Origin of the sequence: Paraburkholderia sp. RL18-101-BIB-B (assembly GCF_046026985.1) — a bacterium.
In the GTDB taxonomy this organism is placed as follows: Bacteria; Pseudomonadota; Gammaproteobacteria; order Burkholderiales; family Burkholderiaceae; genus Paraburkholderia.
The window spans coordinates 93987-109262 of the sequence record NZ_JARESV010000015.1; the positions used below are offsets into that span (position 1 = coordinate 93987).

General features: G+C 60.4%; 13 protein-coding genes and 1 pseudogene. 8 read left to right on the plus strand and 6 right to left on the minus strand.

The window, feature by feature from the left end; translation table 11 throughout:
* Positions 1-152: 152 nt before the first annotated feature.
* Together P0D73_RS21940 and P0D73_RS21945 are read left to right on the plus strand one after the other, a co-directional pair.
* On the plus strand, positions 153-584 hold the full coding sequence (locus P0D73_RS21940) for a DcrB-related protein (protein WP_408432844.1): 432 nt from the start codon (positions 153-155) through the stop codon (positions 582-584).
* Between the two features lie 87 nt (positions 585-671).
* Positions 672-4820 carry a glycohydrolase toxin TNT-related protein gene (locus P0D73_RS21945; RefSeq protein WP_408432846.1) on the plus strand — a complete coding sequence of 1383 codons (4149 nt, stop codon included), beginning with the start codon at positions 672-674 and terminating at the stop codon, positions 4818-4820.
* Between the two features lie 296 nt (positions 4821-5116).
* Here P0D73_RS21945 and P0D73_RS21950 read toward each other — a convergent pair whose 3' ends face one another.
* Positions 5117-5338 (minus strand): SymE family type I addiction module toxin, encoded by a 222-nt coding sequence (locus tag P0D73_RS21950; protein WP_408180189.1) that lies wholly within the window; start codon positions 5336-5338, stop codon positions 5117-5119.
* On the opposite strand from P0D73_RS21950, the gene P0D73_RS21955 reads away from it, so the two are divergent.
* From P0D73_RS21955 to P0D73_RS21965, 3 genes and pseudogenes are all read left to right on the plus strand, one after another.
* Positions 5238-5471, plus strand: coding sequence for a tyrosine-type recombinase/integrase (locus P0D73_RS21955; protein WP_408180188.1), 234 nt, complete (start codon positions 5238-5240; stop codon positions 5469-5471). The two genes, P0D73_RS21950 and P0D73_RS21955, sit on opposite strands and share 101 nt — an antisense overlap.
* Before the next feature lie 261 nt (positions 5472-5732).
* Positions 5733-5798: pseudogene (locus P0D73_RS21960) on the plus strand (hypothetical protein); the annotation flags it as partial.
* 316 nt (positions 5799-6114) lie between these two features.
* The gene (locus tag P0D73_RS21965; RefSeq protein WP_408285747.1) at positions 6115-6753 is read left to right on the plus strand and encodes an immunity 26/phosphotriesterase HocA family protein; all 639 of its coding nucleotides are present in this window, start codon (positions 6115-6117) and stop codon (positions 6751-6753) included.
* Positions 6754-6812: 59 nt separating this feature from the next.
* Here the strand turns inward: P0D73_RS21965 and P0D73_RS21970 are convergent, their stop codons facing one another.
* From P0D73_RS21970 to P0D73_RS21980, 3 genes are all read right to left on the minus strand, one after another.
* Positions 6813-7031: a SymE family type I addiction module toxin gene (locus P0D73_RS21970; RefSeq protein WP_408180186.1), complete on the minus strand. Its 219-nt coding sequence runs from the start codon at positions 7029-7031 to the stop codon at positions 6813-6815.
* A gap of 106 nt (positions 7032-7137) precedes the next feature.
* Positions 7138-8610, minus strand: coding sequence for a sodium:solute symporter family protein (locus P0D73_RS21975; RefSeq protein WP_408432848.1), 1473 nt, complete (start codon positions 8608-8610; stop codon positions 7138-7140).
* The gene (locus P0D73_RS21980; protein WP_132377278.1) at positions 8607-8822 is read right to left on the minus strand and encodes a DUF3311 domain-containing protein; all 216 of its coding nucleotides are present in this window, start codon (positions 8820-8822) and stop codon (positions 8607-8609) included. The genes P0D73_RS21975 and P0D73_RS21980 overlap by 4 nt, the downstream gene beginning before the upstream one ends.
* A 361-nt stretch (positions 8823-9183) precedes the next feature.
* Here P0D73_RS21980 and P0D73_RS21985 point away from each other — a divergent pair, with 361 nt between their 5' ends.
* Positions 9184-9861, plus strand: a complete 678-nt coding sequence (locus P0D73_RS21985) for a MarC family protein (protein ID WP_132377277.1) — start codon at positions 9184-9186, stop codon at positions 9859-9861.
* A gap of 122 nt (positions 9862-9983) precedes the next feature.
* A complete protein-coding gene (locus P0D73_RS21990) occupies positions 9984-10817 on the plus strand; it encodes a class II glutamine amidotransferase (RefSeq protein WP_408432850.1) in 834 nt (277 codons plus the stop codon).
* Between the two features lie 27 nt (positions 10818-10844).
* Here the strand turns inward: P0D73_RS21990 and P0D73_RS21995 are convergent, their stop codons facing one another.
* Both P0D73_RS21995 and P0D73_RS22000 read right to left on the minus strand, forming a co-directional pair.
* The gene (locus tag P0D73_RS21995; RefSeq protein ID WP_408314589.1) at positions 10845-12590 is read right to left on the minus strand and encodes a cobaltochelatase CobT-related protein; all 1746 of its coding nucleotides are present in this window, start codon (positions 12588-12590) and stop codon (positions 10845-10847) included.
* A gap of 5 nt (positions 12591-12595) precedes the next feature.
* Entirely contained in the window at positions 12596-13825 is a 1230-nt protein-coding gene (locus tag P0D73_RS22000; RefSeq protein ID WP_408432852.1) for an AAA family ATPase, read from the minus strand.
* 297 nt (positions 13826-14122) lie between these two features.
* On the opposite strand from P0D73_RS22000, the gene P0D73_RS22005 reads away from it, so the two are divergent.
* The gene (locus P0D73_RS22005) at positions 14123-15229 is read left to right on the plus strand and encodes a porin (RefSeq protein WP_494471457.1); all 1107 of its coding nucleotides are present in this window, start codon (positions 14123-14125) and stop codon (positions 15227-15229) included.
* The last annotated feature ends 47 nt before the right edge of the window (positions 15230-15276 follow it).

Below are 15276 nucleotides of genomic sequence, written 5' to 3' on the forward strand. Positions count from 1 at the left end.
CTGGTTGTCGAGGGGACGACCGTCGTCCTGACCCCGGAGCTGCTCAGTCTGATCTCAAAGACGATCGACAGCAAATCCACGGGCGAGACGAATATGAAAGGCAGCAAGATAAATCTTAACTGCTAACTTCCAACCCGCCTCCCGAACAGACGATGACAGTGCAATACGCGATGGATGAAGGCAGCATCACCCTGCCTGCTGGCTACACCGACCGAACGGTCAATATCTTTGTGCAGGAGCCGCTGACGGATGGTCTTTCCAACCTTCAGGTGGCGCGTGACACCGCCCGGCACGATGAAACCCTTGATGAATATGTCGACCGCCAGATCGGCTTGCTGAAACGGAAGATCAAGGGCTTGTCTATCAAGTCGCGCGAGACAGTCGTGCTTGCCGGTTGCGAGGCAGACGGCATCGAGATTGAGACCCGTTACAACAGCAATGGCAAGTCTGTTTATCAGCGGCAATGCGCGATTCTCCTCGCCGATGGCAAGGCGCTTATCTTCACTGCGACCAACACGGTTCCCTTCACTTCAGCTCAGTTAGCGATCTGGCGGCGAATGATCGATACGTTCATACCGACCTGATCGACTGTCGATGCCGTTCAGCAGGTCAATCCTGTGCCGCGCCGCGCAAGGCGCCCCGCTTTCGGAACCCGGGTCAAGAGGAAGAGCATGTTTGAAGCAGCACGTGTTGGAGACGAGATACAGCACACGTCAGCCCTGGCTGGCTTCCTGATCGGCGCGATCCTTGGGGCAGCGCTGATTTTTGCCGTGGCAATGCTGACGTTCGCGTGCCCATTTCTTGTCGGCTTTATTGCGGGCTTTCTGGCTAGCATGATTGCCGAACAGATTGTTGATATCGCCACCAGAATAGGAAGCATGTTCGCCAGTCCAACTGGCACGATTGCAGCGGGTTCGCCCAATGTGTTCGTCAACGGGCGCGCGGCCGTTCCCGCCCAGATAGGCGTCGCCATGTGCGGCCAGGATACGCCGCACGAACCGGTGGCCTGCGGTTCCAGCACCGTCTTTATCAATCAGCACGTTGCGGCGCGTAAAGGCGACGAGATTCAATGCGGCGCGACGATTGCAAAGGGATCGAAGAGCGTATTTTTTGGCAGCGACAAGGCTTGTGAAATAGCCGTTGCCAGCGAAATACCGCCGTGGGCAGTCAATCTGAAAAACGGCCTGTTCATGGTTGCGGGCGTTGCAGGCGGGCTGGCTGGCGCGCTGAAGAACGGCATGAAGGCAACGGCGCCATGCGCTTTGAAATTCATCGCCGGCCAGGTGGCGGGAATCTACGTTGGCTCAAAAGTCATGGAGGGGCTGTCCGGGTTGTTTGGTCACCCGGTTCACGTCCCGACCGGCCAGAAAGTTCTCACCAACGAACTGGATTTCAGCATGCCAGGTCTGCTGCCGCTCTTCGGTTCGCGCTCGTATTCCAGCGCGATTGACACGGGTGGCATGCTGGGCCGTGGCTGGCAGCATAACTGGGACATTCACCTGAAACGCAGTAGCCGTGGTCTCGAATACGTGGGATTTCAGGGGCGTGAAGTCGGCTTTGACGATCTCCCGACCGGTCAGTACCAGTACAACCCGTTTGAGCAACTCTATCTGTCTCATGCGCTGGATGGCCGCTATATCCTGAACGGCCTGGACGATACCTTTTACGGATTCAGCGCGGAACCGCTGAAAGGGCGCCACGTGCTGGAGCGCATCGAGGACAAGTTCGGACACTTTATCGAATTCCGTCGCGATGAACACGGCGCGCTGGTCGAAGTGCGCAGCGACGCGGATGTCATTCTTGAATTGCAGCATCACGACGGCCGTCTGACGGGTGTCGACCGGATCGACGGTGCGAGGCGCAATCTCGTGCGTTACTGCTATGACGGCAATGGGCAGTTGATCCGCGTGCGTGGCCGGACCGACGAACTGGAGCGTCAGTTCGCCTATACCGACGGATTGATGACCCGGCATGTGAACGCGCTCGGCTTCACCTGTGATTATCGCTATGCGCAGTACGACGACGGGTGGCGGGTGGTTGAACACAGCACCGGTTCCGGTGAGCAGTACGCCTTTACCTATGACATTGAGTCAGGGCAGGCGCGCGTTAGCAGCGAAGACCAGGGTACGCAGGTTTGGAAGTACGACGCGGATCATCTGGTGACGCAATGGACCGACTATCTAGGCGCGTGTTACCAGTTCGAGTATGACGGGCACCAGCAACTGGTGCGCGTCGAATCTCCCGATGAGCGTGTGCAGCGCCTGGGTTACGACGCACTGGGTCGCGTAACCGACACGGTGGACGCCACGGGACGGGTCTGGCAAAGCACGTATCACCTGAAAACGCTGCGAATGGCGAGCGACACGCTTCCTGATGGCAGCGTCTGGCAATGGAAGCATACGGAACAGGGCTTACCCGTTGAGCGGATCGATGCCTTGGGGCAGGTCGCGCGGTTCGAACACGACCGGCAAGGGCTGCTCACGAGTTACACCGACGAACGCGGCGGCACGAGCAGGTTCACCTACGATGAGCGCTACGGTTTGCTCCTGAGCCGCACGGACTGCTCCGGTTCGACCACGCGCTACGTGTGGAATGAGGAGGGCGAGCTGGTCCGCCAGACCGATGCACTCGGACAGGTGACTCAACTGCTACGGAACGCGGGCGGAGCGGTCGGAACCGTCGTTCATGCCGACGGCACACGTGAGACTTTCGAGTACAACGCGCTCGGGCAAATCAGCCGGCACAGTAATGCTTTGGGGCACGTGTCCCGGTGGGACTACAGCCCGCGCGGGCAACCAGACCGTTTTACGGACCGGTTGGGGCGCAGCCTTGAATATTGCTACGATCCGCACGGGCAGCTGGTCAGGCTGACCAACGCGAACGGGGCGAGTTACAGCTTCGCTTACGACGCCATGGGGCGCATGACCCATGAAGTCCGGCTGAACGGCGTGCGGCGCGAATTGCACTACAACCTGAATGGCGAAGCGATCGCACAGACGATGTCGGGCCGACAGGGCGAATCGGAGTCGATCGGCCTCGAGCGGGATGCGGCTGGCCGACTGGTGTCCAAACACGGCCGATGTTCGGTCACCCGCTACAGCCATGACCTGCTCGATCGCGTGACGGCCGTTCACAGGCAGCCGGGTGCCGCCGGCATGGCGCTGGGTATCCTCGCCAGCGAGCTGACCTTTGAGTACGATGCGCTAGGCCGGTTGGTGGCGGAAACCGCGGACGGCCAGCGTTCGGAGTCGCGCCATGACGCGCTCGGCAACGTGACCGAACGCCATCTTCCTCTGGGCCAGAGAATCTCGATGCTGCACTATGGCTCGGGGCACGTCCACCAGATCAGTCTGGACGGCGAAACGCTCAGCGATATCGAACGCGATGCGCTGCACCGCGAAGTGCAACGCACGCAGGGGCCTCGCATATGCCGGACGGCTTACGATCCGCGCGGGCGGACGGTGTCGCGGCTGAGCGAGCGGTCCGGACGGCAGGGCATGATGGGCAGCGAGCCGCGCGGGTCGGCCTATGAGTACGATCTTGCCGGCAACCTGCATCAGGTGACCCGACATGGCGGCGGGCGGCACGGGCGCAGCGTCGTCCACTACGCGTACGACGTGATGGGTCGGATGACGGGTTGTCACGACGAGGAGGGGCTACACGAAAGTTACATCTACGACGCCGCGGACAACCTGATCGACGCGACGCGCGACCGGACGGCCAGCCGGATTCTGGACGATCTGCTGGGCCGTTTCCGGGGGACCGGCTACAGTTACGACGGCTTTGGCCAGCTCACGCGCCGGGTGCAGGACGGCATGGTCCAGGACTTCGTCTACGACGACGAGGGGCGAATGGTTCGCGCTTCGGGTCAGGGTCGGCATGGCGGGCACAGCACGGCCTATCACTATGACGCGATCGGTCGACGAACGGCCAAGGTCACGCGCCGCATGGCAGCGGATGGCAGCCCGCTCACCGACGAGACGCGCTTTGTGTGGGAAGGCATGCGTATGGTGCAGGTGCTGCGCGATGAGACGGTGCGCACCTATGTCTACTCACCGGATTCGCCCTACCGGCCGATGGCGCGGGTGGATCAGCCTGTCGTCAGCGTTGACGGAAAGTGTCGTGCCGGTGGTCGGCGCATGGTCTGGCATCACCACGCGCACGACAACGGTCAGGTGTACGACGTCACCAGCGGGAGCGGCGATGTGGTGTGGGAGCCCCGCTTCTCTGGCTTTGGGGAATTCAGAGGGGCTGAGTGGCGCGATGACAGGGTCTTCGATGAGCCGCTACGGTTCGCCGGCCAGTATGCTGACGAGGAGACCGGGCTGCATTACAACACGTTCCGGTACTATGATCCGGGAACGGGGCGGTTTGTCAGTCAGGATCCGATTGGGCTTGCGGGGGGATTGAATCTTTATCGGTATGCAACGAATCCAATCTCGTGGATTGATCCGTGGGGGTTGAGTAACGCAATCGTTTCTTACTGGCCGCCTAATGATGGAGCATTTGGTCCGGTTAGTAAGATTACGTTGGAACCTGGTACGCTTATAGATCGTTACGGTTATTCGGGAGGCAGCTACACATCTCCAGTTGGAACTCCATACCCTATGAGAGCCTTGCCGCCAGGGTCGGATTTGAAACCGTATAATATCTATGAGGTGATCAAGCCAATAGAGAATGTTGAATCAAGCAAGATTGCACCATGGTTTGGTGAGCTTGGTTTGGGGAAACAATATAAATTGCCAGAATCTGTGCAAAGTCTGCTTGATTCTGGTCATTTGCGCGAAGTGAAAAATGGGATAGGTAAAGGTTGTGGATAAAAACGAGCTTGTTAAATTGCTTTTATCGTCCAATTTTCCGAATGACAGTTATTCGGTTGATGAAGTTTTAGATGAATCGCTTTGTTTGATTTACGAAGGGTCTATTTGGAAAGTGTTTTATAGCGAGCGTGGTCATCGGACTGAGGAGCAATCATATGTGGATGAAGCCGAGGCATGTGAGGTTTTTTTTAAGAGGCTGAAGCACATGTTGGGGCACTAGCTGTCACATGAGCGTGACTGGCCAATTTGGCGAATCCAAGTTCGGTGGCAAGGGCTGCGTGTGCAGCCCTTGCCATTCATTTGGCGGTAATGGTCAGCCGTCCCTGTTCGACTGCAATTCGGACGCGCTGCCCTGCTTCAAATCCGGCGTGCTCGATCCATCGTCTGGCGAGCTTCATCCACGGATAAAGCGACGGGATGGTGGGACTTCTCCCGTTGCGCCGGTGGCGCCGCGACTGCTGGATTGCCGCGTCGTACTTGGCGCACATCGTGATGCGGATGATGGAGGGCGCCGGCATTCACAAGACAGGCTCGTGTCACATGGCCACGCACATGCTGAACAACGGAACCGATACGCGGTTCATTCAGGCAATGCTGGGGCATACGTTGCTGCCAAGCACACAGATCTACACGGTGGCGTCGGTGGAGTAGCTCCAACGGGTCCACGCGGTAACACACCCGTCGCGGGTCGATGGCGTGATGCATGAGCCGGAGATTGAGGACGACGCCGAAGTGGCCGGTACGGTTTCGCTGTTAGCGGCTATCGACGCTGAAGCGGCTGAGGACGCGTCAGAAAAAAGTGAGTGACGAAAAAGGCACTAGCAAGGGGCTGAGTGGCGCGATGACAGGGTCTTCGATGAGCCGCTACGATTCGCCGGCCAGTATGCTGACGAGGAGACCGGGCTACATTGCAACACGTTCCGGTACTATGATCCGGGAACGGGGCGGTTTGTCAGTCAGGATCCGATTGGGCTTGCGGGGGGATTGAATCTTTATCGGTATGCGCCCAATCCGGTTAGCTGGATCGATCCGTGGGGATGGGTCGGTGAAACAACGCCAGGATATAATGTTTATAGTCTTTACGATATGGATATACATGGCAATCCAATTGGCGATCCATACTATATCGGAATTACCAATGATCTTGAGAGGCGAGCTGCCGGGCACTTAGAAACTGGTCGCCTATCAGGGCAGTCAGGAATGATTCCTCTTGATGAAGGTGTAACGTATGGGCAAGCACGTGGATACGAGCAAGCATACATTGAGCATTACGGGACAAAGACCGGAGTGATCGGTGAGTCGATATCTTCCACTAACAGGGGAAATAAAGTGGCATCTTTCGATCAGAATAATTCTACCCGGCCTGCTGCAAGGCAGCAGTATTTCGAAGAGCACTATAATTCAAAATCAAGATCGCTTAAGCCCGGCGCTGCAAAGGGAGGCTGTTGAAATGGTCAACTTAAAGATTCATGGTTGGGGGAAAAAAGAGCGAACCATGATTCGCTTTATCAATTCTGGGGATATTTTTTGTTTTAAGTTGAACAATGGGAAATATGGATTTGGACGAATTATCTCAAAGGTGAGTATTGGACACACGGCGGAGATTTTTAATTTTGTATCGTCCTCTCCTGATATATCCGCCGACATGCTTGAAGTGACTGCGCTAGTATTTCCTCCAGTTGTTCTGGATTCGTATAGTTTATTTGATAAGAGAATATCTGGAGATTGGCAGATTATAGGGCATCAAGATGGTTATTCATCTGTTGGCCATGCGGGTGTCTTCTTCTCTTATGGTGTCGGCGATTCATGCAAGCGCGTGGACATTAATGGTAATGTGCAAAGTATCGCGTCCGCAGATAAGAATAACTATCCTCCGTACACTCCCAAGAATGATAACCATATCCAAGCAATGATTCATAATGCTCAAACTTGAAAGAATGGTTAGTTATCGTCGCTGAATAGAACAAAGGGCCGCTGACGCGGCCCTTTGTTCTATTCAGCGGTAATAGTCAGCCGTCCCTGTTCGACAATGATCTTTACGCGCTGGCCAGCCTGAAATCCCGCCTGCTCGATCGATCGTCCTGCGAGCTTCATCCAGGGATAAAGCGGCGGGATGGTGGGCTTCGCCAGTTGCGCCGGTAGCGCATCATCTGGATCCTCACGTAGATGGCGTCGAGCCGGCAACTTAGAAAAAACAAACGCAAACGGCACGGGTCGTTATCCCGTGCCGTATTTGAATGACTAAAGAGCCCACTATCCAGCTAATCAGTCTGTGAAGCCTCAATCACGAGCCTACACAACCTGCCCCAACTACAGCTCAATTCACCGACGCATGCGTCTGCTCGACCGGCCGCGCCTGCGTCACCGCGCTCACCGCCGCGAAGACGATGATATTCACTGCCAACGCGAGGAAGCCGATGTTGATGTCCTTCAACGCATCGGGCAGGAACGGCATCAACTGACCGATGCTCAAGTGCATGGTGGTCGTTACGGCCACCACCGCAACGCCGGCCAGAATCCCGCAAAACGCGCCTTGCTTGGTCGCGCGGTTATGCGGACGCAGACTGCAGATCACCGCCGGAAAAAGCTGGGTCACGAAGCTATAACCCATCAGCAGCAACGCAACGATCGTTTCGCCGCCTTGCAGCGTGAAACCGACCGCGACAAGCGCCACGACCGGCACGAGGAATCGCGCGAGCTTCGCCACCGTGGCATCCGATGCCTTGCGGCTCACCATGCCGCGATACACGTCGTTGGCGAGCAGCGTCGACGCGGACGTCAGGATCATCGAGCCCGGCACCAGCGCGGTCAGTATGCCGGCCGCACCGATCACGCCGACAAACCACGGGTCGAAGGTCTGCAACGACAGGCGGAACAGCGACAGGTCGATGTCGACGCCCTTCAGACCCGGCACCTTCAGCGTCGCCGCGAAGCCCACGAAGAACACGAACAGCAGAATCAGCTGATACAGCGGCAGCACCATCGCGTTGCGACGGAAAATGCGTTCGTCCTTCGCGGTGAAAATCGAACCGAAGGTATGCGGCCACATGAAGAAGCCCAGCGCCGTCAGCAGCACGGTCGACTGGAACCACGTCACGCTCGAGCCCTTGGCCGGGAAAGTCAGGAAGCCGGGGCGCGCGGCGTCGATCGCGCGGAACATGTCGCTGAAGCCGCCGTAGTAGTGCAGCGGCAGATAGATGCCGAGGAACAGCACGATCGCGAGAATCAGCAGATCCTTCACCACCGAATTCCACGCCGAGCCGCGCACGCCGGAGACGATCACGTAGGCGGTCACGACGCAGGCGCCGATCCACACGGCCGCCGTCGACGAAATCGCGCCGTACGAGGCCGTTGCGACGATAATGCCGAGCCCCTTCAGTTGCAGCACGAGGTAGGGAATCAGTGCTGCCACGCCGACCAGCGCGACAAGCGTGCCGAGCGCCGGGCTTTCATACTTGCGCGCGAAGAAGTGCGGCTGCGAGACGAGGCGGTGATTCTTCGCGTAACGCCAGATTGGCGGCAGCATCCAGTACGAGAGGATGTACGCAAGCGTGCCGTACGCCAGGATGTAATAGACCGGCGCGCCCTTGCCATAAGCAAAGCCGCTGCCGCCGAGGAAGGTGAAGGTCGTGTAGATTTCACCGGCCATCAACAGGAACACGAAGGCGGTGCCGAAGCTGCGGCCGCCCACGGTCCATTGTTCGAGACTCATGTCGTGGCCGCGCTTGGCGCGCACGCCCAGGTAGAGCGCAAACAGCGTAATCGCAGCAATGATGATGAGTGCGCTCATGAACTAGCCTCCTCGCCATCGGCGGCGAGCTGACGGTTGGACGGATCCAGACGGTAGACGATCGCCATGATGATCGAACTGAGCACCACCCACATGACGATCCAGGCCAGCACGAACGGCATGCCGAGCATCAGCGGCTCGACACGATTCACAAACGGAACACCGAGCAGAATGCCGATGAACGGCAGCGCGGCAAGTACACGAAGCAACATGGGGGCAACTCCTCGAACCGGTAAGTACGTCTCGTTGAAAGTGCGGCTTCGCTGGGGACTGTATGCCGGATGCTTTGGTCCCGTAAAGCAGGTCAAAAAAGTGTAGGCTTTCTGAAAGTTGCGGACGCATCTTTATGGGGTCGGTTGCTGCGCTGCAAGACGGGCTGCATAGTGAGGCGCGCCGCGGCACGCGCGCTCGTGGCTGGCTTTTTTACGGTTTCCCTGGCGCGCCGCGATATCATCTCGCCACGCAGCGCGAGCATCATCTGGAGCGCCGGAGAGAGTCCGGTTTCATCAACATGGCGCGGCATGCCGGGTGCGCAGTGGAGCCACCCGAGCCGCCGCTCGACACGGAACGCATATGGTCGAAAGTCTGATCTCGGACATTCTGTTTGGCTTTACCGGGCTGATCAGCATCATCAACCCAATCGGCATTGCTTTCGTTTTCCTGGACCGGACTGCTTCGTTGACCACGGAGGAGCGCACCGCGCTGGCCCGCAAAATCGCCATCAACGTGATGTGCGTGCTGCTGGTGGCGTTTTTCATCGGCACGCCGATCCTGCATTTCTTCGGCATCTCCATGCAGGCGCTGCGCATCGGCGGCGGGCTCGCCGTCGCGGTGGGCGGCTGGCAGATGCTCAATGCGCCCGACACGCAACCGGCCGAGCAGCCGGCGGTCAAGCGGGTGGACGCGGACAATGCGATGTCGAAGGCGTTTTTCCCATTCACCATTCCGCTGACCACCGGGCCGGGCTCGATCGCCACGGCTGTCGCGCTGACCGCGAACCGCACGCATAAGCTCTCCGAGTTTGTGATTTCGAGCATCGCGTCGGTGGTGATCTCGCTGGCGGTGGCCGTGACGGTTTATCTGATCTATAGCCGCGCGGTGGTGTTCGCGAAGTACCTCGGCGTGGAGGGCACCAAGGTCGCGATGCGTGTATCTTCTTTTCTGCTGCTGTGCATCGGTGTGCAGATCATGCTGACCGGCTTCTCCGAATTCCTGATTCCGATCGCGACGATGCAGCCGGTAGTGAAGTAGATGTGTACCCGGCGGCACGCCGCGCCGGGGCGCTGAAGCACCAACTCTGGTCGACCACAGCAAGTGCATGGGACCAGAGTAAGGCGCTAAAGCGCCAACTCTGGTCGACAGGAGAAAACCTCATGTGCCGCTGGCTCGCTTATACAGGTAACCCGATTCAGCTCGAAACGGTGCTGTTCAACGCCAAACACTCCCTGATCGACCAGAGCCTGCATTCGCGGCTCGGCCAGACCACGACCAACGGCGATGGCTTCGGCATCGGCTGGTACGGCCAGCCGACCGATATTCCGTTTCGCTACCGCTGCATTCAACCGGCGTGGAGCGACCGCAATTTGCGCGAAGCGGCGCGGGCGATCCGCGCGCCGCTGTTCGTCGCGCACATACGCGCGGCGACGGATACGCCTTCGCAGGAAACCAACTGTCATCCGTTCCGCTATGGCCGCTGGCTCTTCGCGCATAACGGCCTGATACGCAACTATCCGGCCGTGCGCCGCGATCTGATGGTGGCGATCGACCCCGATCTGTTTCCGTCCATTGAAGGCTCGACCGATTCCGAGGTGATGTTTTTCCTCGCGCTGACCTTCGGCCTGGAAGTGGCGCCGGTCACCGCGCTCGAGCGGATGGTGGCCTTCGTCGAGGACACCGGCCGCAAGCATGGCGTGGACGAACCGCTGAACATGACCGTGTGCGCCACCGACGGCGAGCAGATCGTCGCAGTGCGCTATTCGAGCGAAGGGCAGTCGCGCTCGCTCTTTCACAGCAGCTCGTTTCAGCAACTGCACGCGTTGTATCCCGACGATCGACGCATCGAGGCGGCAGGCGAGAATGCGTTTCTGGTGCTGTCCGAACCGCTCGCCGACCTGCCGGGCTGGTGGCAGGAGATTCCGGAGAGCACGGCGGTGGTGGCGCGCGGCGGTGAAATCGAACGGTATCCGTTCAAGCCGCAGTCGGCGTGAGCGCTGTGAGCCGCGTGAGCGCCGGCATCAACGCGTGAGCAGCATCGAGCTCAACACGGAAAACACCGTCGACGGCAGTTCGGCGAGGCGGCTGACCACCACATTGTGCGGATAGAAGTCCTCGACCGCGTCCGTCAGCACGCCGATCCCTACCAGCTCGATGCCGCGCTTGCCGATGGCCGCGACGCGTTCGCGCAGATCGCTGCGCAAAACCTGCGGATCGCCGTCGCCGGTCGACGGGTAGCCGTCGGAGAACATCATCAGGATGCGCCGTTCGGCCTGATGGTCGGCAAGCCGCGTCGCGGCCCACGCCAGCGCCTCGCCGTCCGGATTCTCGTGGCCGCAGTCGATCGCGGCGATCCCGCTCAGGTCCGTCGCGCCGAAGCGCTTATAGACCTTCAGATCGAGCCGTTCCACGAAGCGGTTATAGCGTCGTAAATCCGCGCCGGCGGCGCGTTGACGCTCGTAGAGCTGCTTCATGGGCGCGGATTCGACCGAGCAATAACCGAGCACTTCGCAATCGAACGACAACTGCGTCAGCGCATCGCACAAGGCGGCCGCGCACTGGCGCGCGAGTTCGATCTTGCGGCCGGCCATCGAGCCGCTGCGGTCGATCAGCAGCGTCACGGCGACGTCGCGTCCTTTGGCGGGCCGCTGCGTGCGAAACGGCGTGCGATAACCGGGCGAGGTCGCGAGCTTCGCCAGCGCGGTGCGATCGATCTCGCCGCGCTCCTGCTCGCGGCGCCAGCGCGTGCGCTCGTCGGCGCTCAGCGCGCGTTCGAGCTTTTCCTTCAGCGGCGCGGTGTCCGCGCGAGCCTGCGCCCGCAACTCGCGCCAGGCGGCGCTGTCGCCCTGGCCCGTGAGATCGCGGATGTCGTCGAATTCGGTGGCGAGCGGAATCGACAGCCGGGCTTGTGATGCAGCCGCAGTGACGTTACCTGCTTCGCCTTCCGAACGCGCGGACGGTTGCTGCGCGTCCGCCAGCGATTGACCCATGCCGACCGCGTTGTCCGCCTGCGCGCCACCGCTTCGATCGGACGGCGGCGAGTTCGCGCTGTCCTGGTCGGGGAGCACGGTGTCGTCGTCTTCGAGCGGCACGGATGACGAAGCGGCCGTTTCCGTATCGATGTCCTCGACCGGATCCGCCGTGAACGCCATGCTGTTCACCTCACCCGCCGACAACGCGCGCACGCGCGCCACGAGCGCCTGCGCCGCCGCGATGCTCTGCGCGGTCGAGCGGCTCGCGCGCGCTTCGTGCAGCAGATCCTCCGCGGCATGCAAGGCGGCGAGCAGCGAATGGCTCGCTTCGGTCCGGGTGGGCGGTTCATCCCACAACGCGCGTTCGACCAGCCAGACCAGCCGGTCGCGCCAGTGCAGCTTCGGCCAGCGCTGCCGCACGCGCTCGGTCGCATGCAGGCGCAGCTTGCCGATGAACCAGCGCGCGCCCGGATATTCGTCGAGCAACTGTCCACACACGCGGCGGTCTTCGATCACCTGCGCGAGATTCGCGGCGACGCCCGAGGGCAGCGCATCGAGTTGCGCGAGCGACGCATGCTTGGCGCGCGCGACCAGCAGATCCAGATAGCCGATCAGCACATCGCGCTCGACTTCGCCATTCAACTCATATTCGGGAATCACAATGCGGCCGGGCTCCACGCGCGGACCGTCCGGACTGAACGCGACCGTCACGCCGTATTGCCCGGTCAGCACGCGGGCCACCTTGCTGAGCGTGGATTCGAAGGCGAAGCCGCGCGTGTCGCGCGTTGCGTGCATCGCGCTCACGCTTCAGGCGCCGGCGCGATGTGATGGCGAACGATGCCGCGAATCAACGCGGCGTCTTCCGGGCTCACCTTCGCGTAGATGGCCGGCCCGGCGGCGCGTTCGGGGTCGCCCGTGCGCAGCATCAGTTCGGCCCAGTCGAGCAGGCGCCGGGTCGAGAACGCGCTCGAGAGATCTTCGCGAGCGAACGCCGCGCGGCAGTCGGCGGCGATCGTGGCGAGCGTGGTGGCGAGCGCGCGCGTCATGTGCGGGGCGAGGGTGGCGATCAGCACGTCGGCTTCTTCGGCGGGCGTCAGATAGTCGAGCAGATACACGCGCCAGCGGTCCAGAAACGCCTCGTTCATCAGATTGGCGCCCTGATACAGATGCCGGAACTGACTCATCGCGCCGACCGCATTGGCTGTCGCGAACAACCGGAAGGCCGGATGCGGCGCGACGATCTCGTTGCCCTTTTCCTTCAGCACGAGGCGGCCGTGCGGTTCGAGCACGGCGGTGAGGGCGGCGAGAATCGACGGTTCGGCAAAATCGATTTCATCGACGATCAGCCAGAGCCCCTCGCGCATGGCCGTGGGCAGCACGCCGTCGACCCACAGCGTCTCGCCGCCCTTGACGGTCCAGAAGCCGACGAAGTCGCCAACCGTGGTCTGCCCGTTCATGTTCGAGCGCAGCACCCCGTGACGCGACCGCGCCGCGACCTGTTCGATCAGGCTGGTCTTGCCGGCGCCGGTGTGGCCGATCAGCATCACGCGCCGGTTCTCGACAATGTCCTCGACGATGTCGTTAAAGCGCTCGGAGAACAGATAGGCCGGATTGAGGCGTGGCACGAGCGGATTGTCGAAGCCGCAAGGCACCTCCACATGACCGATGCGCACGGTCGCGCCGGTGCCTTCCAACTGCCGATGTTTCGCCGCCGAAGCTCGCGCCGCGACGCGCTGCAATTCCGGCATGAAGGCGACGCGGCCGGCCGCGGACTGCTCGCTTGCGGCGTCGTCCGTATCGATGGCGAAGCCTTCGCGGCGCCATTTCTTCAGCTTCGCACGCAGATTTTCCGCGTCCACCACGAGATCGATATCGACCGCGCCAGGGCCGCTGCCATTGTCGACACCATGTTCGAGCCGATAATTTTCCGGCCGGTCGGCCACGCTCACGCGCCACCATTCGGCGCCGTGTTCCGTTGCGCGTTGGTAAAGGCCAAGGTTTTCGTCTTCGGTCAGTTCGGGCGAGTTCATGGCGAAAGTTGAATAGTCAATAACGAATCGTGCATTGCAATTTGGCTGGGGCCGAATGAGCGACTATCTTATCTTGAGCGGCTTTCGATCTTCCCATTCCATTGGCAACCGGGCCTTGTCGAGCCCAGGCCGGGCAAATATTTATTGCGTCAAGCGAATAGGTCGTGGAGCGCGTATCGCCTATAGTTCGACGGACCCAGCGCTGTAGTTTACAAACGTCTTTCTCGCGGATCGTGTTTGAAGCATCCGCAGTCCTCTTTGCCCTACATCGCGACACAAAAAATTGACGGCAAAACAATGAGACTACATACAAAATTAATGGCGGCGCTCGCCGTGGCAAGTCCGCTGGCATATGGTCAAACCAGCGTGAGCTTGTATGGCCGCCTCGACGCCGGTCTGGAATACCTGAACCACATCAACAATGGCGCGGGCGGCAGTTCGAGCCGCTGGAGCGCTGAAGGCGGCGACTGGGGCACCAGCATGCTCGGCCTCAAAGGCAACGAAGATCTGGGCGGCGGACTCAATGCGATCTTCAACCTCGAAACCGGTTTGCAGGTCATGAACGGCACGACGAGCGGCGGGCGGCTCTGGTCGCGGCGCGCGTTCGTCGGATTGAAGAGCGAGCAGTGGGGCACCTTGCAGGCTGGCCGTAATCTGTTTATCGACAGCGACGGCGTTTGGGAATTCGATCCGTTCGTGCAGCAGGCGTTTTCGTCGGCCTCGCTCGTGCGTGGGCGCAACTGGCAGCAAACCAGCAACAACGTCGAGTATCACAGCCCGGTGTTCTGGGGTTTCGATGTGCAGGCGCAATATGCGTTCGGCAATCAGGCGGGCGCTTTCAACAGCGGCGCGGCCGGCGAGTTCGGCCGCTCGGACGGCATCATGCTGAGCTACCACTCGCCGCTGTTCGACGTGCGCGGCATTTACGACGAACTGCGCGACAACAACGGCCGATTCAGCAACATCTTCCAGGCATCGCGCGAATATTTCGCCGGCGTCAACGTGCATTTCGACGCGGTGAAGATCCAGGGCGCCTACACGCATTACTCGGCGCCCGATTCGCCGGTCGGCGTCGCCGACTCGGCCGATCACTACTGGCTCGGCGCCACCTACAACTTCCTGCCGCGCTGGGCCATGACGGCGGGCGGGTTCTACGTGAAGGTCGGCGACGGCTCGGGCGATGCCGCCCACGACCCGTCCGGCCACGCAATGATGTATGTGCTCGGCACCACCTACAACCTGTCGAAACGCACCTTCCTGTACGGCACCGTGGGCTACGTGCGCAATGGCAGCAACTCGAATTTCTCGCTCGAAGCATCGCCGCGCGATGCGAGCAACAATACGAGTCCGCTCGTGGGTGAATCGCAAACCGGTGCTTATGTGGGCATGCTGCATCAGTTCTGATGCAGCATAGGCGGCTGGCAGTTTGGCATCGCAGAAAGGGCGCTCTG

What these genes read in the sequence shown, in the direction of transcription:
- P0D73_RS21990 (WP_408432850.1), top strand. Translation starts at nt 9,984, where the DNA reads ATGTGCCGCTGGCTCGCTTATACAGGTAACCCGATTCAGCTCGAAACG.
- P0D73_RS21955 (WP_408180188.1), top strand. Translation starts at nt 5,238, where the DNA reads ATGGTGGGACTTCTCCCGTTGCGCCGGTGGCGCCGCGACTGCTGGATT.
- P0D73_RS21985 (WP_132377277.1), top strand. Translation starts at nt 9,184, where the DNA reads ATGGTCGAAAGTCTGATCTCGGACATTCTGTTTGGCTTTACCGGGCTG.
- P0D73_RS22005 (WP_494471457.1), top strand. Translation starts at nt 14,123, where the DNA reads ATGAGACTACATACAAAATTAATGGCGGCGCTCGCCGTGGCAAGTCCG.
- P0D73_RS21950 (WP_408180189.1), bottom strand. Translation starts at nt 5,338, where the DNA reads ATGCCGGCGCCCTCCATCATCCGCATCACGATGTGCGCCAAGTACGAC.
- P0D73_RS22000 (WP_408432852.1), bottom strand. Translation starts at nt 13,825, where the DNA reads ATGAACTCGCCCGAACTGACCGAAGACGAAAACCTTGGCCTTTACCAA.
- P0D73_RS21945 (WP_408432846.1), top strand. Translation starts at nt 672, where the DNA reads ATGTTTGAAGCAGCACGTGTTGGAGACGAGATACAGCACACGTCAGCC.
- P0D73_RS21995 (WP_408314589.1), bottom strand. Translation starts at nt 12,590, where the DNA reads ATGCACGCAACGCGCGACACGCGCGGCTTCGCCTTCGAATCCACGCTC.
- P0D73_RS21975 (WP_408432848.1), bottom strand. Translation starts at nt 8,610, where the DNA reads ATGAGCGCACTCATCATCATTGCTGCGATTACGCTGTTTGCGCTCTAC.
- P0D73_RS21980 (WP_132377278.1), bottom strand. Translation starts at nt 8,822, where the DNA reads ATGTTGCTTCGTGTACTTGCCGCGCTGCCGTTCATCGGCATTCTGCTC.
- P0D73_RS21940 (WP_408432844.1), top strand. Translation starts at nt 153, where the DNA reads ATGACAGTGCAATACGCGATGGATGAAGGCAGCATCACCCTGCCTGCT.